The 25,687-nt window shown below is 39.7% G+C and carries 21 protein-coding genes; 12 read left to right on the top strand and 9 right to left on the bottom strand.

All coding sequences use genetic code 11. The annotated features are described in order from the left end of the window. Window positions 1-262: 262 nt before the first annotated feature. The 4 genes from ACL8WY_RS15400 to ACL8WY_RS15385 all read right to left on the bottom strand — a co-directional run bounded on the left by ACL8WY_RS15400 (window position 263) and on the right by ACL8WY_RS15385 (window position 3,253). Window positions 263-1,216, bottom strand: a complete 954-nt coding sequence (locus tag ACL8WY_RS15400) for a succinylglutamate desuccinylase/aspartoacylase family protein (RefSeq protein ID WP_436515648.1) — start codon at window positions 1,214-1,216, stop codon at window positions 263-265. A 261-nt stretch (window positions 1,217-1,477) separates the two neighbouring features. Then, the gene (locus tag ACL8WY_RS15395; protein ID WP_436515647.1) at window positions 1,478-1,999 is read right to left on the bottom strand and encodes a hypothetical protein; all 522 of its coding nucleotides are present in this window, start codon (window positions 1,997-1,999) and stop codon (window positions 1,478-1,480) included. Between the two features lie 133 nt (window positions 2,000-2,132). Further along, the gene (locus ACL8WY_RS15390) at window positions 2,133-2,873 is read right to left on the bottom strand and encodes a carbonic anhydrase family protein (RefSeq protein ID WP_436515646.1); all 741 of its coding nucleotides are present in this window, start codon (window positions 2,871-2,873) and stop codon (window positions 2,133-2,135) included. A 74-nt stretch (window positions 2,874-2,947) separates the two neighbouring features. Then, on the bottom strand, window positions 2,948-3,253 hold the full coding sequence (locus tag ACL8WY_RS15385) for a hypothetical protein (RefSeq protein ID WP_436515645.1): 306 nt from the start codon (window positions 3,251-3,253) through the stop codon (window positions 2,948-2,950). Between the two features lie 234 nt (window positions 3,254-3,487). On the opposite strand from ACL8WY_RS15385, the gene ACL8WY_RS15380 reads away from it, so the two are divergent. Beyond that, window positions 3,488-5,377 (top strand): CocE/NonD family hydrolase, encoded by a 1,890-nt coding sequence (locus tag ACL8WY_RS15380; RefSeq protein WP_436515644.1) that lies wholly within the window; start codon window positions 3,488-3,490, stop codon window positions 5,375-5,377. A 116-nt stretch (window positions 5,378-5,493) separates the two neighbouring features. On the opposite strand, the gene ACL8WY_RS15375 is transcribed toward ACL8WY_RS15380, so the two are convergent. Both ACL8WY_RS15375 and ACL8WY_RS15370 read right to left on the bottom strand, forming a co-directional pair. Beyond that, window positions 5,494-6,444 (bottom strand): hypothetical protein, encoded by a 951-nt coding sequence (locus tag ACL8WY_RS15375; RefSeq protein WP_436515643.1) that lies wholly within the window; start codon window positions 6,442-6,444, stop codon window positions 5,494-5,496. 409 nt (window positions 6,445-6,853) lie between these two features. Then, window positions 6,854-7,057 carry a hypothetical protein gene (locus ACL8WY_RS15370; RefSeq protein WP_436515642.1) on the bottom strand — a complete coding sequence of 68 codons (204 nt, stop codon included), beginning with the start codon at window positions 7,055-7,057 and terminating at the stop codon, window positions 6,854-6,856. A gap of 324 nt (window positions 7,058-7,381) precedes the next feature. Here ACL8WY_RS15370 and ACL8WY_RS15365 point away from each other — a divergent pair, with 324 nt between their 5' ends. From ACL8WY_RS15365 to ACL8WY_RS15345, 5 genes are all read left to right on the top strand, one after another. Continuing rightward, window positions 7,382-8,503 (top strand): carboxypeptidase-like regulatory domain-containing protein, encoded by a 1,122-nt coding sequence (locus ACL8WY_RS15365; RefSeq protein WP_436515641.1) that lies wholly within the window; start codon window positions 7,382-7,384, stop codon window positions 8,501-8,503. Window positions 8,504-8,613: 110 nt separating this feature from the next. Continuing rightward, complete coding sequence (locus tag ACL8WY_RS15360) at window positions 8,614-8,943, top strand: PadR family transcriptional regulator (RefSeq protein ID WP_436515640.1); 330 nt, start codon at window positions 8,614-8,616, stop codon at window positions 8,941-8,943. Beyond that, a complete protein-coding gene (locus ACL8WY_RS15355) occupies window positions 8,940-11,612 on the top strand; it encodes an ABC transporter permease (RefSeq protein ID WP_436515639.1) in 2,673 nt (890 codons plus the stop codon). The genes ACL8WY_RS15360 and ACL8WY_RS15355 overlap by 4 nt, the downstream gene beginning before the upstream one ends. Before the next feature lie 167 nt (window positions 11,613-11,779). Beyond that, a complete protein-coding gene (locus tag ACL8WY_RS15350) occupies window positions 11,780-14,263 on the top strand; it encodes a T9SS type A sorting domain-containing protein (protein WP_436515638.1) in 2,484 nt (827 codons plus the stop codon). Window positions 14,264-14,374: 111 nt separating this feature from the next. Further along, entirely contained in the window at window positions 14,375-14,770 is a 396-nt protein-coding gene (locus tag ACL8WY_RS15345; protein WP_436515637.1) for a hypothetical protein, read from the top strand. 221 nt (window positions 14,771-14,991) lie between these two features. Here ACL8WY_RS15345 and ACL8WY_RS15340 read toward each other — a convergent pair whose 3' ends face one another. Next, a complete protein-coding gene (locus tag ACL8WY_RS15340) occupies window positions 14,992-17,232 on the bottom strand; it encodes an FdhF/YdeP family oxidoreductase (protein ID WP_436515636.1) in 2,241 nt (746 codons plus the stop codon). 54 nt (window positions 17,233-17,286) lie between these two features. On the opposite strand from ACL8WY_RS15340, the gene ACL8WY_RS15335 reads away from it, so the two are divergent. From ACL8WY_RS15335 to ACL8WY_RS15325, 3 genes are all read left to right on the top strand, one after another. Then, window positions 17,287-17,874: an NTP transferase domain-containing protein gene (locus tag ACL8WY_RS15335; protein ID WP_436515635.1), complete on the top strand. Its 588-nt coding sequence runs from the start codon at window positions 17,287-17,289 to the stop codon at window positions 17,872-17,874. Further along, entirely contained in the window at window positions 17,871-18,239 is a 369-nt protein-coding gene (locus ACL8WY_RS15330; RefSeq protein ID WP_436515634.1) for a DUF7009 family protein, read from the top strand. The genes ACL8WY_RS15335 and ACL8WY_RS15330 overlap by 4 nt, the downstream gene beginning before the upstream one ends. 303 nt (window positions 18,240-18,542) lie before the next feature. Then, window positions 18,543-20,924: an ATP-binding protein gene (locus ACL8WY_RS15325; protein WP_436515633.1), complete on the top strand. Its 2,382-nt coding sequence runs from the start codon at window positions 18,543-18,545 to the stop codon at window positions 20,922-20,924. Window positions 20,925-21,424: 500 nt separating this feature from the next. Here ACL8WY_RS15325 and ACL8WY_RS15320 read toward each other — a convergent pair whose 3' ends face one another. Next, entirely contained in the window at window positions 21,425-21,922 is a 498-nt protein-coding gene (locus tag ACL8WY_RS15320) for a hypothetical protein (protein ID WP_436515632.1), read from the bottom strand. Window positions 21,923-21,994: 72 nt separating this feature from the next. Then, window positions 21,995-22,174 carry a hypothetical protein gene (locus ACL8WY_RS15315; protein ID WP_436515631.1) on the bottom strand — a complete coding sequence of 60 codons (180 nt, stop codon included), beginning with the start codon at window positions 22,172-22,174 and terminating at the stop codon, window positions 21,995-21,997. 184 nt (window positions 22,175-22,358) lie between these two features. Between ACL8WY_RS15315 and ACL8WY_RS15310 the strand changes: the two genes are divergently transcribed. The 3 genes from ACL8WY_RS15310 to ACL8WY_RS15300 all read left to right on the top strand — a co-directional run bounded on the left by ACL8WY_RS15310 (window position 22,359) and on the right by ACL8WY_RS15300 (window position 25,687). Then, on the top strand, window positions 22,359-23,441 hold the full coding sequence (locus ACL8WY_RS15310) for a helix-turn-helix domain-containing protein (RefSeq protein ID WP_436515630.1): 1,083 nt from the start codon (window positions 22,359-22,361) through the stop codon (window positions 23,439-23,441). 127 nt (window positions 23,442-23,568) lie between these two features. Continuing rightward, a complete protein-coding gene (locus ACL8WY_RS15305; protein ID WP_436515629.1) occupies window positions 23,569-24,417 on the top strand; it encodes a nuclear transport factor 2 family protein in 849 nt (282 codons plus the stop codon). A 40-nt stretch (window positions 24,418-24,457) separates the two neighbouring features. Continuing rightward, a complete protein-coding gene (locus tag ACL8WY_RS15300) occupies window positions 24,458-25,687 on the top strand; it encodes an aspartyl protease family protein (protein WP_436515628.1) in 1,230 nt (409 codons plus the stop codon).

Below are 25,687 nucleotides of genomic sequence, written 5' to 3'. Positions count from 1 at the left end.
CTTTCTCCCACTTTCAAACACAGAAGAGAAAAAAAGTTGATTTGTGCACCTAAATCGATGATTATATGGTGTAAGGAAATGATTTGAAATTCAGTGAGATATGGATTTTATCACTGAGTGGGAAGAATTAGGAAAAAAAATTTCAGAAATATGAATTAATGGATAATTGGTGGGGGATCGTGGGGGAAATGGGGAGTTTGGATTAGAGGAGTGGTGTAGAGTAGGGAATGAAAAGATTTAAACTTGGCTGAGGATTTTGAAGCTATTTGTTGGTCATGCCAATGTGCATTAAAGCATCTCCCTTGTTCACCACTGGAATATTGTTTACAGCAATTACATGTCCGTCATACTTTGACTTGATCAACTTTTCAAAATCCCCATATGGTCCATTTACATATGCTAGCTCTTGACCGACGGTGACCTTATCTCCAGGTCTAACCAATGAATAATAAAGGCCTGCTGCGGGAGTACGTAACCAAGTAGAAGAGCTGATTAAAATTGGGTCAAATTTCTTGGGAGGTGAAGTTCCGATCATCCCCAGATGATGCATCACTCTCAATGCTCCGTTTACACCCTGATCAATAGCATGTTTTCTCAGCCTCAAAGATTCACCACCTTCATAGACTAGTATGTGCTTTCCATTTTTTGCTGCCTCCTTACGAAGGGACTTCTCTCTTAATTTAGAATTGATTAGATACTTAGGAGCAAATGCCTTTGCCAATTCGAGACCAAAATTTGAATCGAGTTGTCCTCTTATTTGAGGATAATTATTAATTCGTGATCCGCCTGTATGAAAGTCCAATCCGCAATCAATGAGTGGTAATATCTCCCTTCGCACATAATATGCAATCTGGCTGGCAAGCGATCCACTTTTTGATCCCGGGAATGATCGGTTGACATCTTTTCCATCAGGAACCTGTCGCGAAAAATTCAGGAACCCATAAACGTTCAAGATGGGAATACAAATGACAGTTCCTTTATCTACAATGTGATATTTATTGGCTAAAATTCTTCGTACGATTTCTGCACCATTTATCTCATCTCCGTGCATCCCTCCCATCAACAATAAAACCGGACCCGGCTCCTTTGAATGGCTTACGATAATAGGGATTTCTACGTGAGTTCTTGTAGGTAATCGTGAAAGCGAGATGTTGATCTGCTTAATTTTACCGGGCTTTATCTGTTGATTCCTTATCGTGATTGGCTCTCTCATCATGCTTTCATTTTGGCTCTGATAGAAGCACCTATGCTTGGAGTTATTACCTCAATGACACGCTTACTGGTGTGAAATTTGAGATCTCGTGATCGCGCGGCTATTTTCATTTCCTCTGTTTTTTTGAATGGTAAGAAAGGTCTTTCCGATTAATTTCTACTAATTATTTACTGGAAAGAAAACTTTCTTCCAAGTAGAATAGGAGCTTCATGGAGCTTCTATCTTGCTTCAGTGATGGCATTAATTCTAAATGGTCAAAATCACTTACCTCTTCGGCAGATACTTATCGGGGATTGGGTTGTTATCTCCTTCGCCTGTCCAATAAATATTGACAATCCACCATCTTTCATTGTCTTTCATTAGCTGAATACTGTTGATTCCTCTAGTGAAAGGTTTCTCATCCGATTCACTTCTATAGGATTCGTAGGAGCTGAAAATATGGGTTAGTGATCCGAAAGATTCCGCGACTCTATTGATCTCTTTCTCAAAAAAGCCGTTCTCTTCCAACCAGACGCCTGATGTCTCAATATATTGCTCAGGGCTCATGACGCGATAGCTAATTTCACCGTCCTGATTTGGACCTGATGGTATTAGCTGAGCATCTGCTGTGAACAAATACTTAAATAACTCCCAGTCTCTTTTTTCACCAGCCTCTCCCGAGATAACAGCATACAAAGTTTCAATTGTAGAGTCAAGAGTCTGAACCTTATCAAAGTACTTGTCTTGTGCAAATGACAAGTGTGATGTAGAAAGAACAACGAAAAGTATGAGGACTGATGCTTTCATAGCAATTTTTTACTTTCAATTTACCGAAAGCACAGTAAGACATGAGTTTTTTCAGACAAAAAATTAATAACTATTCAAGCATAGTTAAATCACTATGCTTGAAAGGTGTAGTACACTATAACTCATCTCATTACTAGTTATCATTAAGAAATGATACTTTACCATTGTCCATATCGTATATAGCTCCCACGATTTTAATTTCTCCACTTTTTTCCATCTCATTTAGAATAAGACTGGAATCCCTAATGGTTTGAATCGTATTTCTCACATTGCTTTCACAAACTTGATGCACAAATTCAGCGTTAGCTGAGCTTCTTTGTCCATCATAGGCAACCATATCCACTGCGGGTCTTATTTTCTGAATCATCGCAGTGATATTACCAAGCTCCACACCATCTATAGCTGCTTTAACTGCTCCACAATGCTCGTGTCCCATCACAAGGACAAGTTTTGAACCAGATACTTTGCAGGCAAACTCCATACTTCCAAGTATATCTTCATTTACAAAGTTTCCAGCTACTCTTGCTACGAAAACATCGCCAATGCCTCTATCAAATACATCCTCTACGGGAACTCTACTGTCCACGCAAGAGAGCACAATCGCTTTGGGATACTGCCCATAAGTACTCATCCTTACTTGTTTAGAGTGATTTCTTGCTGTCAGATCATTGGTGACAAACCTTTGGTTACCCTCTTTGAAAAGAGCAATTACATCATCTGGAGTAAGTGCAGCTTGTTCTTCCTGCGAGAGTACATCTTCCACAAGCCCTTGCGGCTTAGATTCCTTTTGGCCTTCTGAAGCATTTTGCTGGCTGCAGGCAAAGAGTGAAGCAGTCATTGCGAGAATGCCGATATATCGGAAATAAGTGTTCATGGTTTTTAAAGTTTTGATATTTTAAACAATTGATTTTGTATCAGGTGGCATCAATAGTTGACGCACTACTACTACTATTGGCTGCAAGTTAGATCTCGTTGTTCCGATTGTACCGGAGTAATCAATTCCAGATAGCCTTTCTTTTTTTTGAATCCGAATTCCATTTTTCCCTCGTACTCATAGATATAAGACCTGCTATTTCTACAGTACTTGATGGGAGCTCCGAATACTTTTTTCATAGTATTCAGATGCTCATAAAGTGTACTTGATGAGATTTCGAGCCGTTTTGCAAACTCGCGAGGTGCTCCTGTCGATTTTAGTCTTATTAGCTGATCAATCCTACTCCATCGGCTGACCATACTTTGAATAATCCGTATCATTTTACGCTACTTTGAAAGTGTTTAAATGCCTGCTACTAATTGTTTTTAGTTATGTATTTGTAGTATCACTATATATTTTAGTAGTATTACTATTATAAACGAAAGTTAAACTACAATTGTTTATTTATTTTTACTAAGTATATCATCAGGCTGATGCTCTGATTCAAAACACATATAGGGATCAATTCTGTTAAAATGACTAATTTGTAGGTACGTTCAACCTTACCAGAAATCATGAAAAAAATCCTCCTCTCACTCTTACTTATACTTGCAGCTGGCTACCTCTTTGGGCAATCTCTAAGAGAGCAACTTGAAGAAATTGCTATCATTGATCAGAAAGTCATGGTTCCAATGCGAGATGGGATAAGACTTGCCACTGATATTTATCGGCCTAAAACGAATGAGAAAGTTCCAATCATCTTTTCCAGAACTCCATACAACTTTAACAGCTGGGGAGATGGGGAAGAGCGAACAAGAACCTACCAGCAAGCACTTGAGGCTGTAAAAAAAGGATATGCATATGTTGTGCAAAATGAAAGAGGTCGCTACTATTCAGAAGGAGAATGGGACATCCTCGGGATTCCGCTAACAGATGGCTATGATGCTTTTTCATGGATGTCTGAGCAAGAATGGAGCAACGGCAAAATAGGAACACTTGGTTGCTCATCAACGGCAGAATGGCAAATGGCTGTCGCAGCACTCGATCACCCATCTCATGCCGCAATGGTTCCTATGGGTTATGGCGCAGGAATCGGTACAGTTGGCGACTTCTATGAACAGGGAAATTGGTATAGAGGCGGTGCATTTCAAATGCTTTTCGCTTCCTGGTTATATAGCGTTGAACATGATAAGTTCAAGCCAAGAATACCTGCAGGTGCGAGTCAGGAGGATCTTATCAGAATATCAAAATTCTATGATTTGGCGCCTGAAAATCCGGCAGTAGATGATATGATGGCTGCTATGTCTCATTTACCGGTTCAGGATATGTTGGTAAACATGGGAGGTAAGAAAGAAATATTTGACAAAATGATCAGACGAAAGCCTAACGATCCAGCATGGTTTGAGGGTGGTCTCTATCATGAGGATATGGAAATGAATAAACCAAGTTTTTGGTTTGTATCCTGGTATGACGTTTCGGTAAGTCCAAACCTGACGCTATTCAATCACCTAAGAAATCATCCGAACAAAAAGGTGGCGGACAATCAGTATTTAGTGATTGCTCCCACGTTGCACTGCGGCTATAAAAGAGCGACCGAAAATACGATGGTAGGTGAGATGAGTGTAGGCGATGCTAGGCTCAACTATGATGAAATGATCTATGGATGGTTTGATCACTGGCTTAAAAATGACGGAAAAAATGATTTTTTGGAGGAGCTACCACGGGTCCAGTATTATTTGATGGGTAAGAATGAGTGGAGGTCTGCCGATTCATGGCCTCCAAAAGATGCAAAAATGACATCTCTTTACCTTGATAGTGATGGTAATGCCAATAGCTTATTCGGCGATGGCAAGTTGTCTCTTAGTCCACCGACTCAATCGAATCAGGACAATTACACCTACGACCCAAACAATCCCGTCTATTCATATGGTGGCAATGTTTGCTGCATGGGAAATTCGATGGAGACTGGTGCGCAAGATCAACAAGAAATCGAAACACGAAGCGATATCCTTGTTTATACATCAGAACCACTGACTGAAGGTATAGAAGTATCCGGGTTTATTGAAATGTCCCTGTATGTTTCATCAGATGTAAAAGACACTGATTTTACAATTAAGTTGATTGATGTCTATCCCGATGGCACAGCGTACAACTTGGACGAGACCATCCAGCGTGCACGTTATCGGGAAGGATATGATAAAGAAGTATTTATGAAAGAAGGCGAAACTTATCAGATTGATCTTAGTCCCCTTTCTACTAGTAATTACTTTGCAAAAGGCCATAGAATACGAATAGAGGTTTCCAGCAGCAACTTTCCACGGTTTATGCGAAATCTGAATACTGGCGGCAACAATTATGATGAAACTGAAGGTATAGTTGCACACAATACGATTCATCATTCTGCTGACCTCCCTTCTCAAATAAAACTGCCGATTGTCGGTAATTTGAACATTGAAGATCGGTAGTTGGTGACAGGTATAATAAATGCTTTTAGTTGTCCAAAATCATTCGATTTGAAAACATCAGAAATTAAATAGTTGATCAATCCTGTAAATCAGCAACTCTATTAATCAAGCTTTAGCTAGGCAGTAAGTATTCTGTTGATCTTTCGTATTACCTTATCCAGCTCATCGGCTGATTCATGAACGCTATTGACAAGTTCTTCCTTCACCCTCATCTCTGATACATCTTCCAATTGTTTAGCAATACTTAAAATTCTGGCTAAAGGAGCCCTTACCTCGTGTGAATTAATTTGAGCATAGTTGGAGAGTGCTTGCATCTGAAGCTGAATTTTTTTTGAGCGCTCCTTTGCAAGCTCATCCAAGTTCACGTTTATCGTTTGGATCTCATTATTCTTAAGGATCAATTTTTTATTGAGTTTCCTTAGTAGATCGTTTGCGGTGGCTAATTCCTTGGTGCGTTTTGTGACAAGATTTTCTAACGTTTGATTATTCTTTACCAGTATCCTGCGAGACTCTAATTCCATTAAGTAGAGTCCGGTCACAGATATGGTTGTTATTACTTCATACTTGGCAGAATTGAAAAGTGCAGTATACAATTGAAAAAAATTGGACTCGGCCGTGAGTCCCATCGATTGCATGCTTGCCTCCGGCACTATGGACATCCCCAAAATTCCACATCTGACAAGAATCCATGTTGGGATTACAAAAACACCATAGTAGACAACTATAAAGGACATCCAGCTAATGCCTCTGTTGATACGAGAAAATGTCTGAATCTTTAACCACTTCACGAAAAACCAGGCAGCAACAAGTCCGACAAAGTGCATGGAGAACGTGGTAATGTATGATCCATAGTTTGCAAAAGAGGTAATCAAAGCGGACAGTATTATGAAGAATGGATTCTTCAAATAGAAAATAAGGATCAACAGTGGAGATTCGCGAAAATCAGCAACGCCTTGATCTGCATTATAGAGAAGCCCTAAGGAAAGGGAAAGGCCACTAAAAAGAAGCGTCAGTAGCAATTCTGTAAGAAAGCTACTCCTTGAAGATAGTTTAAAAATACTGAGCATAGTTGGTGGTTTTATCAAATGATGAAGTAGGTAAAGTTTCGGTTTAGTATGAATCTGAGGCCCGATCATTACCACGCGTTTGCTTTGAGGGTCGCTGAAAAGCTGTTAATAATGCTATTGTACGCATTATTGCAAAAGAACCATACTCCTAATGATGTGACAGATTTTAAACTCATGGTTGATGATGTTAAAGTTTCTACTGCGAGAATACACAAGGATTTTATCAATTGGTAAGTTGACCGATAGACAAAAGGTTACAGGCAAGAAATCGAGGAGACGCTTTTTAATGCTCTGGTAGTAAGCGCAGTTTGTTAAAATGATGTATCACCCGATAGCAGTTTCGAAATGCACGATCAAGGTCAAGTCAAAACCACATTAATGGAAGCATCATTAAGTCACTATAAAAGACCTAATCAACAGCTTTTATTTTACGAATTAAAAAGGTGCCTATCTGAAAGTGTTTCACGCAATAAATGTAGGCGTCACGTTCAGAACCGAATGATTCTACTACTTTCTCAGATTGTATTACAATGAATTGACCTCCATACTTATTGCGCAGTTCTTGCTCATTTCGAATGTAAAATTTATGCTGTCTTTCAAGAAGCTCGCCCATGGTTAAAATCAATCGTTCACACAATATATACGTAAAATGGCACTATCTGATTACACTAATATGAAATAGGTCAATACTAAGAAGTAAAAATGAGCAAAAGCCGGAAATGGTCTTGATTGCAGCATTCCTAACCTTATTAATTCGAATTACGCCTTCCGTTTCCATTTTGTCATTTGAAAATACTCTCCACTCGAAATATCATGAATGTTCTACTAGATCAACTATTCTTGAAATATTATTATCATTTGATAATAAATGTGAAAACACTTAGTTTGATATAGGTATTTTGTCTATATCTTTATCGGTATAAACCGCAAGTTAGCAATGAAGCCTATTGTAATCGCCTTAGCTTTTCTAATCCTAACACCAGCTATTTCGAAAGACGCCTACACGATCAAGGGAATCGTAAAAGACAAGCAAACCGGGGAAACCATTCCGTTTGCACATGTTTTAGTCGGCGAGATAATCAACGTTTCCAATATCGACGGAGAATTTATCATCAGTGCTGCCGATTTTGACAAGAAAGATATCAAGCTGAAAGTTTCATATATGGGGTATGAGAGCTACTCCACCCCACTTTCCAATTTAGAGTCATACCATACAGTCTTCTTAGAGCCATCAGTAACTCAACTTATGGATGTGGAAGTGTATTCCGGACCCTCCATTATGAATGAGGTATTTGGACGCTTCCATCTAAACTACGAAATGGAACGACAGCATATGGTTGGCTACTATCAGGAATCAATGTCCGACTGGGAAAAAACCTATTACATAGCCGAGGGAATAATGGATATTTATACACCCAGCAACCTGGACAAAAACACCTATCCTCTGGTGAATCCACTTCGTACCCGAAAGAAAGTATTTGAAAAGATTGATGCTATTGATGAAGTACTGGGTGGAAACGCTAGTGATATGGCGCAATCCTCTATCTGGAGAAAACAGTCTTTCTTGAGTCCTAAGAACAGAAAGAATTATGAATACTTCTACTCTGGTGCAACATCTATTGGTGGGCATGATGTTTTAATTGTCGAATTTGAACCACGCAATACCAAAGGTAACACCACAGGCAAGCTCTATGTCGACGAAAACAGCTTTGCGCTAATAAAAATTGAATATGACCCAATCATCAATGATTTTTTGTTTTGGGAATCGGTGACCTGGACGGAAGAATATGAGCAACGTGATGGAACTTTCAAACTGGTAAGTGTGCTATTTAAAGGCACAAGCACCAACAATAAATATAATTATCACGCCTTACTAGTGATAAATGAATCAACACCAATTGATGAGTTGCCTACCAATATAGCTATGATGAATGTGCACGATTCATTTTTTGAAATGGTACAAGAAGACTTCACCGATTCTTTCTGGACTGGCTTCAACTTTATGAAATTAGATAATAAAGTTACCAGACTTATAAATTCCGATACTTCTCAGTACTAGTTGTCTTAATTAGATAAAGCAATATTCTTCTTCTAAAAAATTATGTAACCATTTATTCGACATTTACGATTAATATATTAATTTCGGTTTTGTCGAATAAATAAATAATCATGAAAGGGACTAACCTTGGAGAACTAGAAGAGATCGTTTTATTGGTAGTTGCAAACCTCTACGATAACGCATATGGCATCCTCATCAAACAGGAAATTGAAGAAAAATGCAATCGCACCATTACCATCAGCACGGTGCACAACGTACTGCAACGACTCAATGAAAAGGACTATCTGGAGTCGAGGTATAGTGATCCCACACCCGAACGTGGTGGAAAGCGAAAGCTGCTGTTTCGAGTGACTAAAGCTGGACAAGCGGCGCTGAAAACATCACGCTCTATGCGGGAAAATTTATGGTCGGGGATTCCAAAAGTAGCATTCGATCAATGAAAACCACGCCTCCTAAACTGCTGAGATCTCTCCTCTATAAATGCTGCAATACGGCATTGTGGGAATCCATTGAAGGAGATCTGACAGAACTCTTCTTTCTAGATCTCAAGAAAAAAGGGAAGCGTAAAGCTCAAATCAATTACTTCCTCAATGCATTGGCATTTCTTCGATATCACCGACTCAGAAAAAGGCAAAACTCAAAAACTCTTAATCATATGGGACTAATTAAAAACTATCTGAAGGTTTCTTACCGAGATCTTAAACGCAACAAAACATTCACTGGCATCAATCTATTCGGTCTCGTTGCCGGCATGACTGTTTCTCTACTTATGTTTCAATATGTACTCTTTGAAACAAGCTTTGACGACTTTAATAAAGATACGGAACGCATCTATCGAGTCATAAATGATCGCTACCAAAATGGTGAATTGGTGCAACACGGAGCAATCACCTATCCCACCATTGGTCCCACTATGAAAGCGGACTTTCCCGAAATCGAATCCTACACGCGGATGACTTTCAGTGGATCTAATTTCATCAACTATGAAAATGAAACCTTTCGTACCGGTGACTACTTGATCGCAGATGAGCATTTTCTAACCTTCTTTGACTATGAATTACTCAAAGGTCAGAAAGAGGAATGTCTGGATGCCGCCTTTAAGATGGTGCTTACCAAACAGTTCGCTGAAAAGCTGATCAAAAAAGGAGAAAACGTTACGGATTTGATTGGCAGGCCTATTCATTTCAACTACGAAAAACCATTTATGATAACCGGAATCCTGGAAAATCCACCGGCAAATTCTCATTTACAATTTAGCTTCATTACCTCATACAAGTCATTCATTGCTATAGCTGGCGAAGAAGTTGACAACAGCTGGGAATGGTCTGATTTCTACCATTACATCAAGCTTAAAGAGGGCGTAAAAAAGGAATCTTTGGATGGAAAACTCGCTGATTTTGGAAAGAGGTATTTCAAAGAAGGTGAGGTTTCCGGTGGAGATGAGAAATTCTTCTTACAGTCTCTAAAAGAAATTCACCTTGACGACTCAATGGAATATGAAATAGGTGTAGTGACGAATGGCAATACGGTTTGGCTCATGCTATACATTGCCATATTCATTGTGGTGATTGCGTGGATCAACTACATCAACTTAAATACAAGTCGGGCAATTCAAAGAGCAAAAGAAGTAGGAATCAGAAAATCGGTTGGAGCCTTAAAAGGTCAGATCATCCGACAATCATTTACTGAAACCCTCTTAATGAATCTCATTGCTCTGATTACATCAATTGGCTTGGTGATACTACTGCAACCTGCATTTAATAACCTCACAGGTTTGGAGTTGAGCATGTCCATTGTTTTGTTTTCTTCGATTTGGGGTATTCCATTTCCTCTATTACTATTTGCGACTCTGTTGGTTTCACTTGCTTTTGTGGCACTATATCCGGCACTACTAGTTACCCGATTCAGCACCCAGGATGTATTGAAAGGCAGCTTCAAACTCAAAGGTGAAATTGCCTGGCTTAGAAAAGGGATGGTAGTTTTTCAATTTTCATTGGCAGTCATTCTGATCACTGCTACCATTGCCATAGCACGCCAAATTGAATTTATGGTCAATCAGGATCTCGGTGTTGATGTAGACAATACCATGGTGGTTTATGGACCAGTAATGACCAACTGGGATAGCACGTTCATTAATAAAATTGATCTGTTCAAAAAGAGTCTAAGTTCACTTTCAGGAATTGAAGGTGCAACCATTTCCAATCGAGTACCTGGATCACTTATGGGCAGAATTTTCCAGGTCACTTCCAAGGCGGACCCGGAAGCCCAGAACCTTACTTCCAATTTCATCAACGTGGATCATGACTTTTCTGAGTTATATGATCTTGAATTTATTACTGGCCGAGATTTTGGATTTACTGATCATGATTTAGACGGAAGCAAGGTGAAAAATATAGTTATCAATGAATCTGCCGTGCCGCTTTTAAAATTTGACTCACCAGAAAATGCCATCGGTCAGTCCATTAATTTTTGGAATAAAGATTGGACTATAATCGGAGTAATTAAAGATTTCCATCAGCAATCCTTACATAAGAAAATCGAACCAATTTTCCTGATTCCATATTATGACACAGGCAACAACTTCTCGATTAAGTTCTCATCTCAAGTTACGCCAGCGCTGGTAGAAGCGGTGGAAAAAAGATATGACCAGCATTTTCCTGGCAATTATTTCGATTACTATTTTTTGACTGACGAGATAAAGAGTCTTTACGATAATGATGTGAGAGTAAGCAGAGTTTCCAATGTATTTGCTGCACTTTCCATCATCATTGCCGTCCTGGGATTGTATGGATTGGTTATGATCACATTGGTTCGAAAGACAAAAGAAATTGGAATCCGAAAAGTATTGGGCGCTAACCTAGGTCAGCTCTTAAGGTTAATGAGCAAAGAATTTCTATTACTGGTTTTCATCGCGGTACTGATTGGGGCTCCGATGAGCTATCTGATCCTGATGGAATGGAAAGCTGGATTTGCTTATTCTATTCATATTGGATTCGGCCTCATCTTCATCTCTTCTTTCCTATTGATTTTGATCTCTACTATCACCATTGGCTTTCAAACGAAGAAAATTACGAAAAACAACCCCGTGGAGTCGCTGAGATGGGAATAGAATAGCTATCTGGTATTAAAAATACAAGACGCTAAAATGAAACTCATTCAATGACTGTGTGAAACTGACCATAATTAAAAGGAGATGCCATAAACTCCATATTTCCAGGCTTTTAACTATCTTACAAGTCACTTAATCTTTAGATTATCCATTTTAATACCGCTAAAATGAAATTCGCTTCACGAATATCTATGGTTGTTGCTGTGCTCGCAATGACTATCAATTTGAATGCTCAAACGACCTATTACTCCTTTGCTACCGGAGATTGGGAAGCCGCTGCATCATGGACATTGACATCAGATGGCTCATCCGGAGCCTCGGCCACTGCACCCGGTGGCACAGACAATGTGGTTATCAGAAGTGGACATACCATTACAATAGACGATACCGATGATAATGGAAACGAGACCACTGCAGATGCCTTGGGTTTAGCCAACGTAGGAGCCTTTACGGGTTCAAATGCCAATGCATTCTATCACGAAGGAGATATCATTGTCGCGAATGGTGGAATTTTGACAGCAACCGTTCGGGTGATGACTGCAGATGTTTTTGATGTAGATGACGGTGGTGATTTCAGCACCACCAATGACCTCATTATACTTGGTTCATTAGACATTTCATCTACGGCATCATTTGATGTAGGAGATGATTTTATCCTAAGTGGAAATAGCCGCACAATTATTGATAACACCTCTACAGCCGGAGATGACCTTTACATCGATCACACTAACGCTACTCTTTGTGGTGATGGTACTATTGATACAGGGAATGGTGGAGGAGATCCAACAGTACAATACCTTAATTCTGCAACAGCAGCTCAGGTCTGTTCATCATTTAACATTACATGCACCACCAATTGCGGGGGGTTCACAAGTGGGCCACCATCAGGAGGGTTCATTACAGGCATCACAGGTCCGGGTGGAGTTGGCGATGCGAGTAACAATCAGCTGTGGTTACGAGCGGATGATTTAAGCTTAAGTGATGGTGCTTCTGTCTCTAGCTGGTCTGATGCTTCAGGTAACAGCCTGACGGCCAATTCCAGCGGAGTATCAGCTGAAGAACCTACTTTCAACACAAACGACGTAAACGGATTTCCATCCATTAGTTTCGATGGAGGAGATTTCCTCAACCTTGGTAATGTAGCAGCCTTAAATCTCACACCAGGTACAGACAGCTGGTCGTTTTTTATTGTCTACAATGTAGCAGGGGCTACGCCTCAAGGTACATTTTTTTCCAAGGCCACCAACGCAAACAGACATTACCAATACACCATTGATGACAATGCAGGCACCTCTCGATTTACCGCATTTATTGGCGGTAATGCAACCACTGGATCTGTTACGGCCACCAACGATTGGTTTGTCTCTTCCAGTACCAATGATGCTACTCAGAAAGATTCCTGGACAGATGAGAGTTCCAATTTTGCTGCAGCAGGCGTTGGAACAACCACAGAAGCAACGGCAGATGTACTGATTGGAGCAAGAAGAGATACTGGACCGACAACCGGCACAGGCTTCTTACTTACTGGAAGTATAGCAGAAATTGCCATGTTTGATGCTGAAGTAAATGCTGCTCAACGAATCATAACGACTAACTACCTCGCGGCAAAATATGATATTACACTCAATGCCAATGACGTCTACGACATGGACGATAATGGCAATGGAGATTTTGATTATGAAGCTGCAGGCATTGGGCAGGCCGCTGATGGTTCAAATCATACAGATGCGCGTGGTTCCGGAGTAGTAAGGATGTGGGACCCATCAGATCTAGATAACAGTGAGTTTATTATGTGGGGTCATGACAATACAGTTATTTCAACCAAAAACGCGGTGGATGTGGATGGAACCGTGATTGAAGAACGACTTGATCGAATCTGGAGACTTTCGGAAACGGGCGATCTGGGTACCGTATCTATTTCATTCGACTTCTCCACGGTAGGCAACTCTCTTGGGAGCAATCTTCGATTACTAATCGATAGAGACGGAGATGGATTTGATGATAATGATGTAACGCCGATCGCTGGATCTGTAGCTGGAGATGTTGCAACATTTTCAAATATAGACTTTCAGGATGGTGACAGATTCACCATAGGCAATACGGACGTAACCCTACCATTGCCAGTAGAATTGATCTCATTTGAAGCTACCGCACTTGATGATATGGTGCGCCTTGATTGGGCAACCGCCACCGAAATTAACAATGATTTCTTCAGTGTAGAACGTTCTGGAAACGGAGAAGATTGGGTGACGATTGCATCCGTAAAAGGAAATGGAAATAGCAACCAGGCAAGAGATTACCATGCTATCGACCGCAAGCCAGTACAAGGTTTATCCTACTACAGACTTAAACAAACTGATTACGACGGGGAATATAGTCACTCCGAAATCAGGACTGTGGATTTGTCGTCAAGTCTTGAAGTACTATTTGCAACTCCAAATCCCTCCGATGGATTATTCACCATCAATCGAAAAGTTATTGATGACGCGAACGTTCGAGTTTTTGATCGTCAGGGAAAACAAATAGATAACTATGGGATCAGTCGCCAATCGAAGCTGGTGCTGGACCTATCTGGTTTCTCTGCTGGAGTTTATTTCCTCAATATCTCTAATGAAATTAGATCAGAGACCATTCGATTGGTCAAGGAGTAGCTCTTATAATATTTATATTTTCCTGATAGGCATCAAGAGGTTGTTTCTAAGCAAATTAATTTAAGTTACGATCATTAAGATTCTTACCAATAGGAGCATAACCTTTCAGGCATGAAGTACATTAGACTGATACTATTAATAGCATTAGCATCTTGTGGAGGCACAATTGACGAAACAAAATTAGTTGGGGAATGGAGAGTTGAAGAGTTCAGCGCCAACACACCAGATTTATCACCTGCCCTAATAGAAGCAGCAAAAGAAGATGCTATTTCAACCACATACATACTTAATTCCGATGGGACCTATACGGTGGCTTCTAATTACGATCCTAATGGTATCGAGGGAGCATGGAAGTTTTACTCAACTGGCGATCTACTCGAACTAACTGAAATCGGCGTATCTACCCAAATGTTCAGCGTTGAGTCGTTGGATTCCGTCACCATGGTCTGGGTTCAGGACGTAGCAGATTTTGGGAATTTGACGTTTACGCTAAAGCGTGTAAACTGACAGGAAAGGCGAGAGATTCCTTCAAACCTCCCATTCGACCCTTCAACTACAACTTTCATCCAAATAATAGCTTTTTGGCGAAACATTGGCACAGAATTTCGTTTATACATCAAAGGACAAAACGAAAATAATAATGAAGGCTAAAAAAATCTTATTGGTAGTGTATCTGACGATACTTGCCATCACACTCTTCGCAGGATAATCACCTGCTAACATGCACGCTATATTTTCTTGATGTTGACACCTATGGACTTAGAAGCAGGCGTGTGACTCCTCCTCGCATGCAGATGTAGCGGAACCAACGGATTTGCCTCGGGGAAATAGGTTGCTACACAACCTCTTGGAATATCATAAGGAACTACTGAAAATCCAGCCACCTTTCTGGCTACTTTATAGTTATTAGATAGCTCAACATTGTCACCTTGTGACAAACCCTTAGTTTGCATGTCTTCCTCATTCATAAACACCACATTTCGTCCTCCGAAAATCCCTCGATACCGATCGTCCATTCCATAAACTGTAGTATTGAATTGATCGTGGCTTCTGATGGTCATCATGATGTAATCATGTCCCTCAAGAATCGGTTCAGCCAATTGATTTACCGTGAAGATTGCCTTCTGAGTTGGTGTATTGAATACTCCGGCACGAGCGCCATTTGGTAAATCAAAGCCATTATCTTTCTTTAGCCTTTCATTATAATTTTCAAAACCATTGATCGCCTTCGCAATCAAATCCCTTATGTTATCATAATCTTCAATGAGATCAGACCAGTTGATGTCTTCATTTCCCAGTGTTGCTGCGGCAATAGAGGCCACAATCTCGGGCTCGCTTTTCAAGTGCTTTGATGGTGGCGTCAGGCTACCATGTGAGCCATGAACCACACCCATTGAATTTTCGACTGTCACCACTTGTTCCCTCCCATTTTGAATGTGTTTATCTGTTCGTCCAAGACATGGAAGGATGAGAGAAATCTTGCCCGGAGCAAGGTGTGTTCGGTTGAGTTTAGTGCTGATGTGCACAGTAAGTTCACACTTTCGGATGCCCTGCTCGGTGTACATAGTATCCGGAGCAGCCGGCAGGAAGTTGCCACCCAAAGCCATAAAAAAACGAACCTTATTTGCATTCATCGCTTCAATGGTTTCCACCACATTATACCCCGGTGATTCCGGCGGGTCGAAGTTGAAAGCTTCTTTGAGCTTGTCGGTCCAGGCTTTGTTAGGACGCTCCCAAATTCCCATCGTTCGATCGCCCTGCACATTGCTGTGCCCACGAACCGGACAGGTGCCTGCACCTTGCTTACCAATGCTCCCTTTGAGTAATAACAGGTTTACAATTTCCCGGATATTATCTACTGCATTGACATGTTGGGTCAAACCCATGGCCCAACAAGCGATGATTTTGCTTTTGGCCGCTAGCCAATGTGCGCTGAGAAGCACATCTTCTTTGGATAGTCCGGATTGCTGAATAAGGTCTTCTAGTTTATAGTTGGCCAGATCCGTCTTAAGCTCTTCTATGCCTGAGGTTTTGTCCTGAATAAAATCCCCATCCAGGTTGCTTTCATCCTGCAAGAGTAATTTAAGCCAGGCTTTGAGCAAGGCCACATCTTCATTGATTTTAATCTGCAGATATAAATCAGCGATATCGGTCCCTTTACTAATCCACCCATTCACTTTTTGAGGATTTTTAAACTTCATCAGCGCTACCTCTTTCAAAGGATTAATCACGATGATCTTCGCACCCCTGCGTTTGGCTTTCTCCAACGAGCTGAGCATTCGTGGATGATTGGTGCCGGGATTCTGACCAAAAATCAGAATGATTTCTGCATGCTCAAAATCCTGGAGAGTAACCGACCCTTTACCAATTCCTAAGGTTTCGCTCAAGCCAACTCCACTCGATTCATGACACATATTGGAGCAATCCGGAAGATTATTTGTGCCAAACTTTCGAACGAAAAGCTGATAAAGAAAAGCTGCTTCATTGCTGGTTCTACCTGATGTATAAAACACCGCTTCATCCGGGTGATTAAGAGACTTTAAATGATTGCCGATGGTTTCAAAAGCATCTTTCCATTCAATAGGCTCATAACGATCGCTTCCCTCCTTTTTAATTATTGGCTGTGCTAATCGACCTTGTTGGCCAAGCCAGTAATCGCTTCTTTTTCGAAGAGATTCAATCGTATGCTGCTTGAAAAATGCTTCTCCAGCCAATTTATGCTGAGCCTCCTCAGCGATTGCTTTCACCCCGTTTTCACAAAATTCACCCATCTTCGAGCGCTTCTCCGGATCTGGCCAGGCACAACCAGGACAATCAATTCCTTTTTTTTGATTCAGTTTACTAAGCAGTTTCAAAGCTTTCCAGGGAGGCATAGCTTTCAAAATCATCCTACTTGCGTTGGTTACAGACTTTGGCCCAACCGATACTTTGGGAGGTTTTTCTATTCGTAAGTGATGATGCTCAGACATATAGTTAAAGATAGGAATCTCTTTTATTAACCTAATGGCTACCTTTATAAATAGATGCAAGAAGACCTCAATGGATTGATCTTACTCGGCGGTAGAAGCACCCGAATGGGGATGGATAAATCTCGTGTTAAGTATCACAAAAAACCACAAGATCAGCACCTTTTTGATCTAATAAATGATATGGTTTCAGAAACATTTGTTTCTGTTAGAAAAGGTCAATCAATAGAGTTTACAGATCATTTGATCGAAGATGTATTTGATGTAAGAGGGCCACTAAATGGGCTATTGAGTGCACATCAAGCTTTCCTCACCAAAGCCTGGCTGGTGTTGGCGGTAGACCTCCCTTTCATAACCGAATGTACACTTGAAAGATTGATACACGAAAGAGACAGTAGCATGTTTGCTACATCTTTGGTGAGCGCAGAAAGCAATCTGCCTGAACCTTTGGCTGCTATTTGGGAACCGAAAGCGCTGACGACACTTACAGAGCATCAGTTGCGTGGTGAAGAAGTTTATCCTCGAAAGTTTCTGATTGACAATCCGGTTAAATCAATTCAACCTGAAGATGATAGAGAGTTGTTTAATGTGAATAATGAAGAGGACTTTGAAAAAGCTAAGTCAATGATGGATCAAAAGAAATGAAATTACGCATAAGAGGGAATTCAATTCGTATTCGTTTGATGCAGCGAGAAGTAAAGCAATTAGCCGAGGAAGGTTTGGTTACTGAGGAAGTAAATTTTCCGGGAGGATCAAAGTTTATTTATTCACTCAAAGTTGCTTCAGAATTTTCTGCTTCTTTAAGTGAAAACCACATGCAATTATTCATACCTCAGCAAGAGACTATGGCTTGGATTGCTTCGGATGAAGATTTATCCTTGGTTGAATCCATTACTCTGGAGAATGGAACATCTTTGAAATTGATGGTAGAAAAAGATCTGGCCTGCCTGACTGTGCGTGATGGCGAGGATGACTCTGATGCTTTCCCGAATCCCAAAAAAGAGTGCTAACGCCATGAAAGGTAAGATTTCTTTTTTGCTGAATGGATAACTATCTTAAAGTATTAAAACAGTCAACTATTTCATCAGTTAACATAAAGGTTACTTTCTATGGGAAGTGCGATTGTCGTCAGAATGATGATTAAAACCAACCATAGGTTTTTGCCAGTTACCTGAACAAAGCCTTATTAAAACCTCACCAAAATGCTCGAAATTAAAATTTCTAACGCTCAATTATTGTTCCTAGGGGAATTAATGCCTTCCTTGACTTTACTTCCCAATTTGCGATAACTACAAAGGATACAGATCAGCTACATGAGAATGTTTATCCACGTATTTCGCATAAGGTTTGGTATTCTGCTAATTCTGCTTTTTACAGGATTTACTTATGCTCAACAAGCAGATAGTCTCATTGCCAATTTACCTGTGGATATGCAAGCCGCAAATAAAATTGATACGTTGAATGAGCTTGGATTCAATCTGATTTTTACAGATCCTACGGAAGCCAGAAAGGTATTTAATGAGGCAATCAAACTCGCAACAATAGCTGATTATGATCAAGGAAGGGCTCAAGCGCTCAAGAACAAAGCTATTTCTTATGATATTCAGGGCAACTCCAATCAGGCGATTATTCATTACCAGGAATCATTGGTGCTGCTGGAAGATCTTCAGGATACCTTAGGAATTTCAAGACTTAAGAATAATCTCGGCATTGCTTATAAAAATCTGAATGACATCAAGACAGCTCGGAAGTTTTACCAGGAATCCATAGCCTTAAAGCAGCTTCTCGGTGATGTGAGGGGTGTAGCATACGGATTAAACAATGTGGGCGAACTTTTTCAAAAGGAAGGTAACTACATCGAGGCATTGGATTACTTCACTCGGGCAAATCACATTGTGGATTCACTTGATGATAATCGTGGGAGATCCATCACACTTTCCAATATTGCAGTTTCTCATCTGGAGCTAGGTGATTACCCAAAGGCAATTACTTATTTGAGACATTCCATGGAATTGGATGAAGCTTCGCAGGACTACTATAGTTTATCTTACTCATATGTCCTTCTTGCCAAAGCCTATCTAAATACAAACATGGCCAATGATGGGTTGAATGCTATTAAGAAAGCAGAAGAAATCTCAAAAGATATAAACGCCCTAAAGGTTTTTTATGACAGTCAGGTTTTGAAAGCTGAATTGCTGAAAAGAACAAATCAAATTGGAAGGCTGCCTGACTTATATGAAGAGATACTGATCTTGAATGATAGCCTGGCGAAACTGAACCTGATTGAAGAAACTGCGCGAATGAGAGCTATTTACGAAAGCAGAGAAAAGGAAATCATCATCGAAGATTTGAAAAAAGAAGCTCTTCTTAGCCAAGAACTGATTGATGCTCAGGATAAACTCTTTCGATGGATATTCGCGGCAATATTGCTATTGGCAATCCTATTGGTTGTCTTGTTTATTTTTTATAAAAAGGTGACTGGCAAAAATCGAGAACTCGAAATCAAGATTATTGAAAGAAATGCGGCCAAGGAAGAGGCCGAGCATGCCAACCAGGCAAAATCTCAGTTCTTAGCCCAGATGAGCCACGAAATACGGACACCGTTAAATTCAATCATAGGCTACACTGAACAGATCATAGAAACTAATCTCGACGATACGCAGCGTAAGCATCTAAGCATCGTTAGTCAGTCTGGTCTCGGACTGCTAGGCATCATCAATGGAATTCTGGATTTATCTAAGCTTGAAGCCGGCAAATTAGACTTAGTGGTAGAGCACACAGACCTGATCGAGCTCTGTAATCACGTAATGCAAATGACCAGCTATAAAGCGGAAAGGAAGCATATCGAACTGAAGCTTTCCCTGGTAGATCAAAAATATCAATATGTTTTAGCAGATGATATTCGACTGAGACAAGTCCTTGTCAATCTGCTCGCCAATGCCGTGAAGTTTACCAATGAGGGAGAAATAGAATTGAAGGTAGAGGTCATGGATGAGGAAGACGGTAAGTGTCGGTTCAAGTTTTCTATTAGGGATACAGGAATTGGCATCAAGCAAGAAAACATTGATAAAATATTCGAGGCATTTTCGCAAGAAGATTCCTCTACGACCAGAAAATACGGAGGTACCGGATTAGGCTTATCTATCTCCAACACACTACTATCACTAATGGGAAGTAAGTTGGAAGTACAAAGTGTGCATGGGGAAGGCAGCACCTTCTTCTTTGAAGTCACTCTTGAGCTTTCGGATAGCCGAATTGCGAAAGCAAGATTAGAATCTGAAAAACAAGGAGCAAAAGCATTAAAGCGGGCAATCTCAGAAAAGAATCTAAAGATTTTGGTTGCAGAAGACAATGCAAACAACATGGTCATTGTGAAAATGATGCTGAAGAAAGCCCTACCCAATGCAAGCGTATTTGAAGCAGTAAATGGTGTGGAAACGGTTGCGAAATATGTAAAAGAACAACCTGATATCATTTTGATGGATGTCCAAATGCCAGAAATGGATGGATATGACGCAACGCGCAAAATCAGGGAGCTGGAAACGGATAAGAAAACTCCAATCATCGCATTGACCGCAGGCTCGATGAGAGCTGATAAGGAGAAATGTTATAAAGCAGGAATGAATGATTTTGTGAGCAAACCAATCGTAAATAATTCACTTGCGGTGGTCATTGAAAAATGGATTTTAGAATAGTTAAATAACTGGAAATCGAGAAGACACTTCTAATTCAGCGCCTTCCCGATATCAGGTTATTGTCTCTTATACGCTCTCATACTCAGAGGGACTGATCCTGCATTTCGTTGAGGTACTCACTCAATTCGAGTACGTACTCAATTTCGGCATTTGAGAGGTTGCCAACCTCTAGAAAATGTTTCATGAATTTGAGGTTGCGAAATGAGCTTTACAACCATAACTCTGATTCACCGGACGGTTTTAGCCCAATAAAATGAGTCAAGCGTTAAGCTCACTTCTGTGAAAAATAAAATGTGAATTGAAAAAAATGTGAACGGTACGTTCTACCGCATACAACCGATTGAAGTCAGGCTTAAGATCGCCTGTCGCGCCTATAGCTGCGCCTTATACTAATCCTTATGTTGTACGCGTGTTTCATTTGTGAATGCAAGACTAGAGAAAAAAATCGAAATGGTAGGATTAGAGTTAGGTAAACTTTTGAGAAAGCGAGTGAAAGCATATTATTCTACAGTCACATGATCACCAATTATTTCTTCATATAAGTGGTGGATATCAAACAGCTGCTGGGCTCCAAGTTTTTGACCAGCTTGCGCAGAAACATAGAGTATAAGTGCAATAACAGCGAAAACAGGAATTGCCCACAGAATGGAAGAATTGAGACCCAGGCTATATCTGGTTAGTCCCCACATACCTATGAAAAGTGTAAGAATACCTAAGGCAACATATCCGAAAAAAAAGATGGCCCAGACCGTAGGATTGGGTCCGTAAAGTCCTCTTATGATCACATTTTCCTCTTCCTGCTCAATTGATAGATGAAGCTGTGGAGACCAGAAATGCTGCTGTCCTGAATGAACTCGAATGTATATGTGACCTGGCAAATGACTAAGTGTGAAAGAACTATCCTTTTTGGAAATTTCTTCAACTAACATTTGCTCTAGCTCTTCTTTTTTGCCTGCTATTATTTGCTTGAACCGAGGACGTATCTTGAAGCTGGACATAAAATCAAGCTAGCTAAATACCATCAAAAATCAAATGAAGATGATTTCTATCATGAAAGACGAGTCATCTATTTAGGAAGTCGAAATCAAATGCTGCAATTTCTCAACCCCAGCTTGCTTTTGAGAAAGCTCTTTGCGTCTTTTATCTAGCGGACCTCCTTTAAGATCTTCGAGTTGAAGTGAAAGTTTGTACATCAGATCTTCAAGAGCTTCCAGAAGAATGACTTTATTTTCTGTGTTTAGTTCGATCATAATAACTTATGTTGTGCTCTTCTACTAAGTTAGAAAAAGCCTGTTGATATGATGTAAGAAAAAATTATAGTGATTAATGCACTTCATTCAATCAGATAACATAAATCAGCTGAATTCTATCATAGTTGATTATAAGATTAATTATTTCTGCTAACCCTGACTCCCTACTTGCGTACCTAATACAATGAATGAAATTCTTCTCTTTTCAGGAATTCAAGGATTAGTATTATCAGTAGCTCTCGTCAGCAAGCGAGGTTTCTTCTCAAAGAAAAGCAATATTCATTTCCTTGCGTTGATTGGTTGTGTATCACTCTACCTCTTGTTTCAGGCATTATTGGGATCCTTTGGGAATTTTCCCAAGCTCTATATGAGTAACTATCTTTTCATTTACCTATTTACGCCATTCTACTTTTTCTTCACTAAGAAATTGATAAACCCAGCATCTGAGCTGCTTAAAAAAAATTGGTGGGTTTTCGTTCCTGCTATTACATACTCACTGCTGTTGACACCTTTTCTGATCTTGCCAAATGAGAATTTTTTGCAGGTATTACCCTTAATGAATTTGCTTCTTTGGGCAGATATTGTAGCTATTATCATCAACATCTATATCATCTTGATTTGCTTCAATGATATAAGAACTTTTGACCATAAGAAATCGATGTATTATGCGCTTAACTCTTTTCAAGGTGCAATGTTATTGGTAAACGCATTTTGGTTGTTTGCCATTCTTGAATATGTAGAAATGGTCAATCTTCCATTCACTATTGAAATAGAAGAGGTCTTTTACCTTATGTCAGCCTTAGTCTTTCTTTTTGGATACTTCATTATCGCTAAGAGTGATGCATTCGAAACGTTCCAAGTGTCCAAATCGAATAGGTATGAGAAGGTGAATTTCGAAGACCGTGAGATTCAATTGATTGGTAATAGGATTCTTTCCTATTTAAAAGATGAAGAAGCCTTTCTAGAAACTGATTTTAAGCTATCACACCTGGAAAGCAAACTGAACGTGAATCGGTTCAAACTATCTTATACTTTGAATAATCATTTGAATACAAGTTTCAAAAGTTTGATTAATAAGTATCGAATTGAAAAATTTCTTGAATTAGTTGAATCAAAAGAGTTTGATCATTTCAATATGTTTGGGATCGCAAATGAGGCAGGATTTAAGTCCAAATCCACATTTTATAAAGCATTCAAAGATTACAAGGGAGTCACCCCGAAAGAATATTTTGATTTGGAGATGAAAACACTCTCTTCTGTAGGATAAGTCATTTTGCGCATTTTTTTCAATAGAGTCCTAAAAAATTAGTCGACACTTTCTAGCTCAATATTTAGAAACTGTCACCATTGATTCCAGTTTAATTCGTCTTTTAATAAAATTCAAAACAAGGACGATGAACAAAGGAATTCTAACTTTTCTACTCACACTATCGATTGGTTTAATATCCGCCCAAAGCCCAAACGCCAAACTACTTTCCAATATTACTGGCACTCTTGAGCAGCATGACTATATAGGATTGACTAAATATTGGAACGATTCAATTACCTACAAGAATTTCACGCTGGATGAAAACAAGTTGTATGTAGGTAAATCTGAATGTATTACGCACTTCAAAGAAACATATCCGAAAACTATGGATGTCAACTTTGTAATTCGAGAGCAATTTCAAAGCGGCAACTACATCGTGGCAGACCTATTCTATGAGTCATCTAATGGTAAGGTGACGGAGATGTTTACTGTTTTACGACTTAAAAATGGGGTTATAATTGAACAATTTGATTTTGTCAAAACTGGTGTTAATGGGGACTTAAGCAGCATGAAAATAGCGCTTGAGTACATCATGGCCTACTCCAACAAAGATCTTCAAAAGATGAGCTCATTCTATTCTGATAATATTGTTTTCAAAGATCTAACGGCCAAAGACGCCTTCAAAAGCTCAAATTTCGAATTGGAAGGTATTGATGCGGTCACTCAGCTATGGAAAGGGATCATTATTGAGTCCAACACTTCCTATATAAATGTTAAAGTCAACAATTCTTTTCAAGCCGGACCATTCATCATGCTAAATACCACTTTTTCTATGATTCTTCCGGGAGCATGGACAGGTGGCACAGAGGGAGTTTTTGTCAATTTTCCTATCAAAACTATCCTCAAGATAGAAGAAGGAAAAATCATTCTACACTACGATTTTGCCGATTACAATGCCTATGCTCATCAAATCAAAATCCAAACGGATGCTTGAGTAGCTCTTTAAATAAAAACAGAACTTGAGTGATATAAATATGAAAACCAATTCCAATAAGCCAATCAGACTCTTTAAGAATGGCCTGTTTGTTCTACTATTATTTATATATGGAGTCGGATGTAAACCCGTAATCCAAGAACAACTTCCACTCCCCGAAGGAGCCATTCCAATTGTCTACAGAAGCCATATTTATATTTCAGGATCCGCAGATGGTGTCAAAGGAAACTTTGTCTTTGATACTGGCGCCGATAATCTGTATTACGACACAAGTTTTTTCTCAGCTCATGATTTTCACTATGAAAATTTGATTGAAACCACACTTGGTGGTGCAGGGAATTCATCTCAGAATGTAATCGTGATAATGGACACCGTCTCTTTCGCTATTGGAGAGGATATCTATCGCACCTCAATCGTTCCTGTCCTCAGACTTAAACCAATTTTGGGTGATTTTCCTGAAGGAATTATTGGCCTGGACTACTTCTCGGATGGCGTTCTTGAAATCAATTATATAAAGCAATACATCAAGTATTACGACTCCATTCAACAAATTGATATAACAGATTATACCAAAATTGAATTGGAGAGAGCTAATAACAGGCTCTACATACCTATCCAAGTGTGGATTAATGATTCCATTCAAGTGCAAGGTAAATCGATACTGGACTTAGGATCTGGCTCAAGTTTATCATTATCAAGTAGCGTTGCTGAAAAATATCAGCTGAGTAAAAACATCACTAAAAAAGTAGGCTATTTCAACCAATACTACGGTGTTGGGGGAGCTTCGAGTAGCTATGATTTTAGAGCTAATGCTATCCAAATTTCAAACTTTACGCTCAAGAATGTCAGTATGAACTACAGTCTGGATACCCTTGGAGCAATGGCATCTGATGATCGGCTGGGGCTTTTAGGAAACAAGATTCTGGAGCGATTTGATATCTTTCTCGATTTCTCTAAAAATGAACTGTACCTTAAGCCAAACTCCAACTTCAATGCTCCATTCAATTTCTCAAGATTGGGTTTTTCTTATATAGATCGAAGTGAAACTCTAGATTCGTGGATTGTCACCGGACTATACAGGTCAACCAATGCAACAGCTAGCGGGCTATCGATCGATGATCACATTAAATCGGTTAATGGAATAGCCGTAGGTGAAATCCAATATGAAAATCAAAAGTCATTTTTCGAGAAAAATTCGGAGATAAAATTAGAAATCGATAGAAATGGCAAGACGATTAATGTGACAATTCAGCTAAAGGAAATTTTGTAG

Origin of the sequence: Ekhidna algicida (assembly GCF_051379705.1) — a bacterium.
GTDB lineage: Bacteria > Bacteroidota > Bacteroidia > Cytophagales > Cyclobacteriaceae > Ekhidna.
This window is presented reverse-complemented; position numbering and strand designations above follow the sequence as displayed.

Coding starts and splice junctions, on each gene's coding strand:
- ACL8WY_RS15400 (WP_436515648.1), bottom strand. CDS start 1,216: ATGATGAGAGAGCCAATCACGATAAGGAATCAACAGATAAAGCCCGGT.
- ACL8WY_RS15395 (WP_436515647.1), bottom strand. CDS start 1,999: ATGAAAGCATCAGTCCTCATACTTTTCGTTGTTCTTTCTACATCACAC.
- ACL8WY_RS15390 (WP_436515646.1), bottom strand. CDS start 2,873: ATGAACACTTATTTCCGATATATCGGCATTCTCGCAATGACTGCTTCA.
- ACL8WY_RS15385 (WP_436515645.1), bottom strand. CDS start 3,253: ATGATACGGATTATTCAAAGTATGGTCAGCCGATGGAGTAGGATTGAT.
- ACL8WY_RS15380 (WP_436515644.1), top strand. CDS start 3,488: ATGAAAAAAATCCTCCTCTCACTCTTACTTATACTTGCAGCTGGCTAC.
- ACL8WY_RS15375 (WP_436515643.1), bottom strand. CDS start 6,444: ATGCTCAGTATTTTTAAACTATCTTCAAGGAGTAGCTTTCTTACAGAA.
- ACL8WY_RS15370 (WP_436515642.1), bottom strand. CDS start 7,057: ATGGGCGAGCTTCTTGAAAGACAGCATAAATTTTACATTCGAAATGAG.
- ACL8WY_RS15365 (WP_436515641.1), top strand. CDS start 7,382: ATGAAGCCTATTGTAATCGCCTTAGCTTTTCTAATCCTAACACCAGCT.
- ACL8WY_RS15360 (WP_436515640.1), top strand. CDS start 8,614: ATGAAAGGGACTAACCTTGGAGAACTAGAAGAGATCGTTTTATTGGTA.
- ACL8WY_RS15355 (WP_436515639.1), top strand. CDS start 8,940: ATGAAAACCACGCCTCCTAAACTGCTGAGATCTCTCCTCTATAAATGC.
- ACL8WY_RS15350 (WP_436515638.1), top strand. CDS start 11,780: ATGAAATTCGCTTCACGAATATCTATGGTTGTTGCTGTGCTCGCAATG.
- ACL8WY_RS15345 (WP_436515637.1), top strand. CDS start 14,375: ATGAAGTACATTAGACTGATACTATTAATAGCATTAGCATCTTGTGGA.
- ACL8WY_RS15340 (WP_436515636.1), bottom strand. CDS start 17,232: ATGTCTGAGCATCATCACTTACGAATAGAAAAACCTCCCAAAGTATCG.
- ACL8WY_RS15335 (WP_436515635.1), top strand. CDS start 17,287: ATGCAAGAAGACCTCAATGGATTGATCTTACTCGGCGGTAGAAGCACC.
- ACL8WY_RS15330 (WP_436515634.1), top strand. CDS start 17,871: ATGAAATTACGCATAAGAGGGAATTCAATTCGTATTCGTTTGATGCAG.
- ACL8WY_RS15325 (WP_436515633.1), top strand. CDS start 18,543: ATGAGAATGTTTATCCACGTATTTCGCATAAGGTTTGGTATTCTGCTA.
- ACL8WY_RS15320 (WP_436515632.1), bottom strand. CDS start 21,922: ATGTCCAGCTTCAAGATACGTCCTCGGTTCAAGCAAATAATAGCAGGC.
- ACL8WY_RS15315 (WP_436515631.1), bottom strand. CDS start 22,174: ATGATCGAACTAAACACAGAAAATAAAGTCATTCTTCTGGAAGCTCTT.
- ACL8WY_RS15310 (WP_436515630.1), top strand. CDS start 22,359: ATGAATGAAATTCTTCTCTTTTCAGGAATTCAAGGATTAGTATTATCA.
- ACL8WY_RS15305 (WP_436515629.1), top strand. CDS start 23,569: ATGAACAAAGGAATTCTAACTTTTCTACTCACACTATCGATTGGTTTA.
- ACL8WY_RS15300 (WP_436515628.1), top strand. CDS start 24,458: ATGAAAACCAATTCCAATAAGCCAATCAGACTCTTTAAGAATGGCCTG.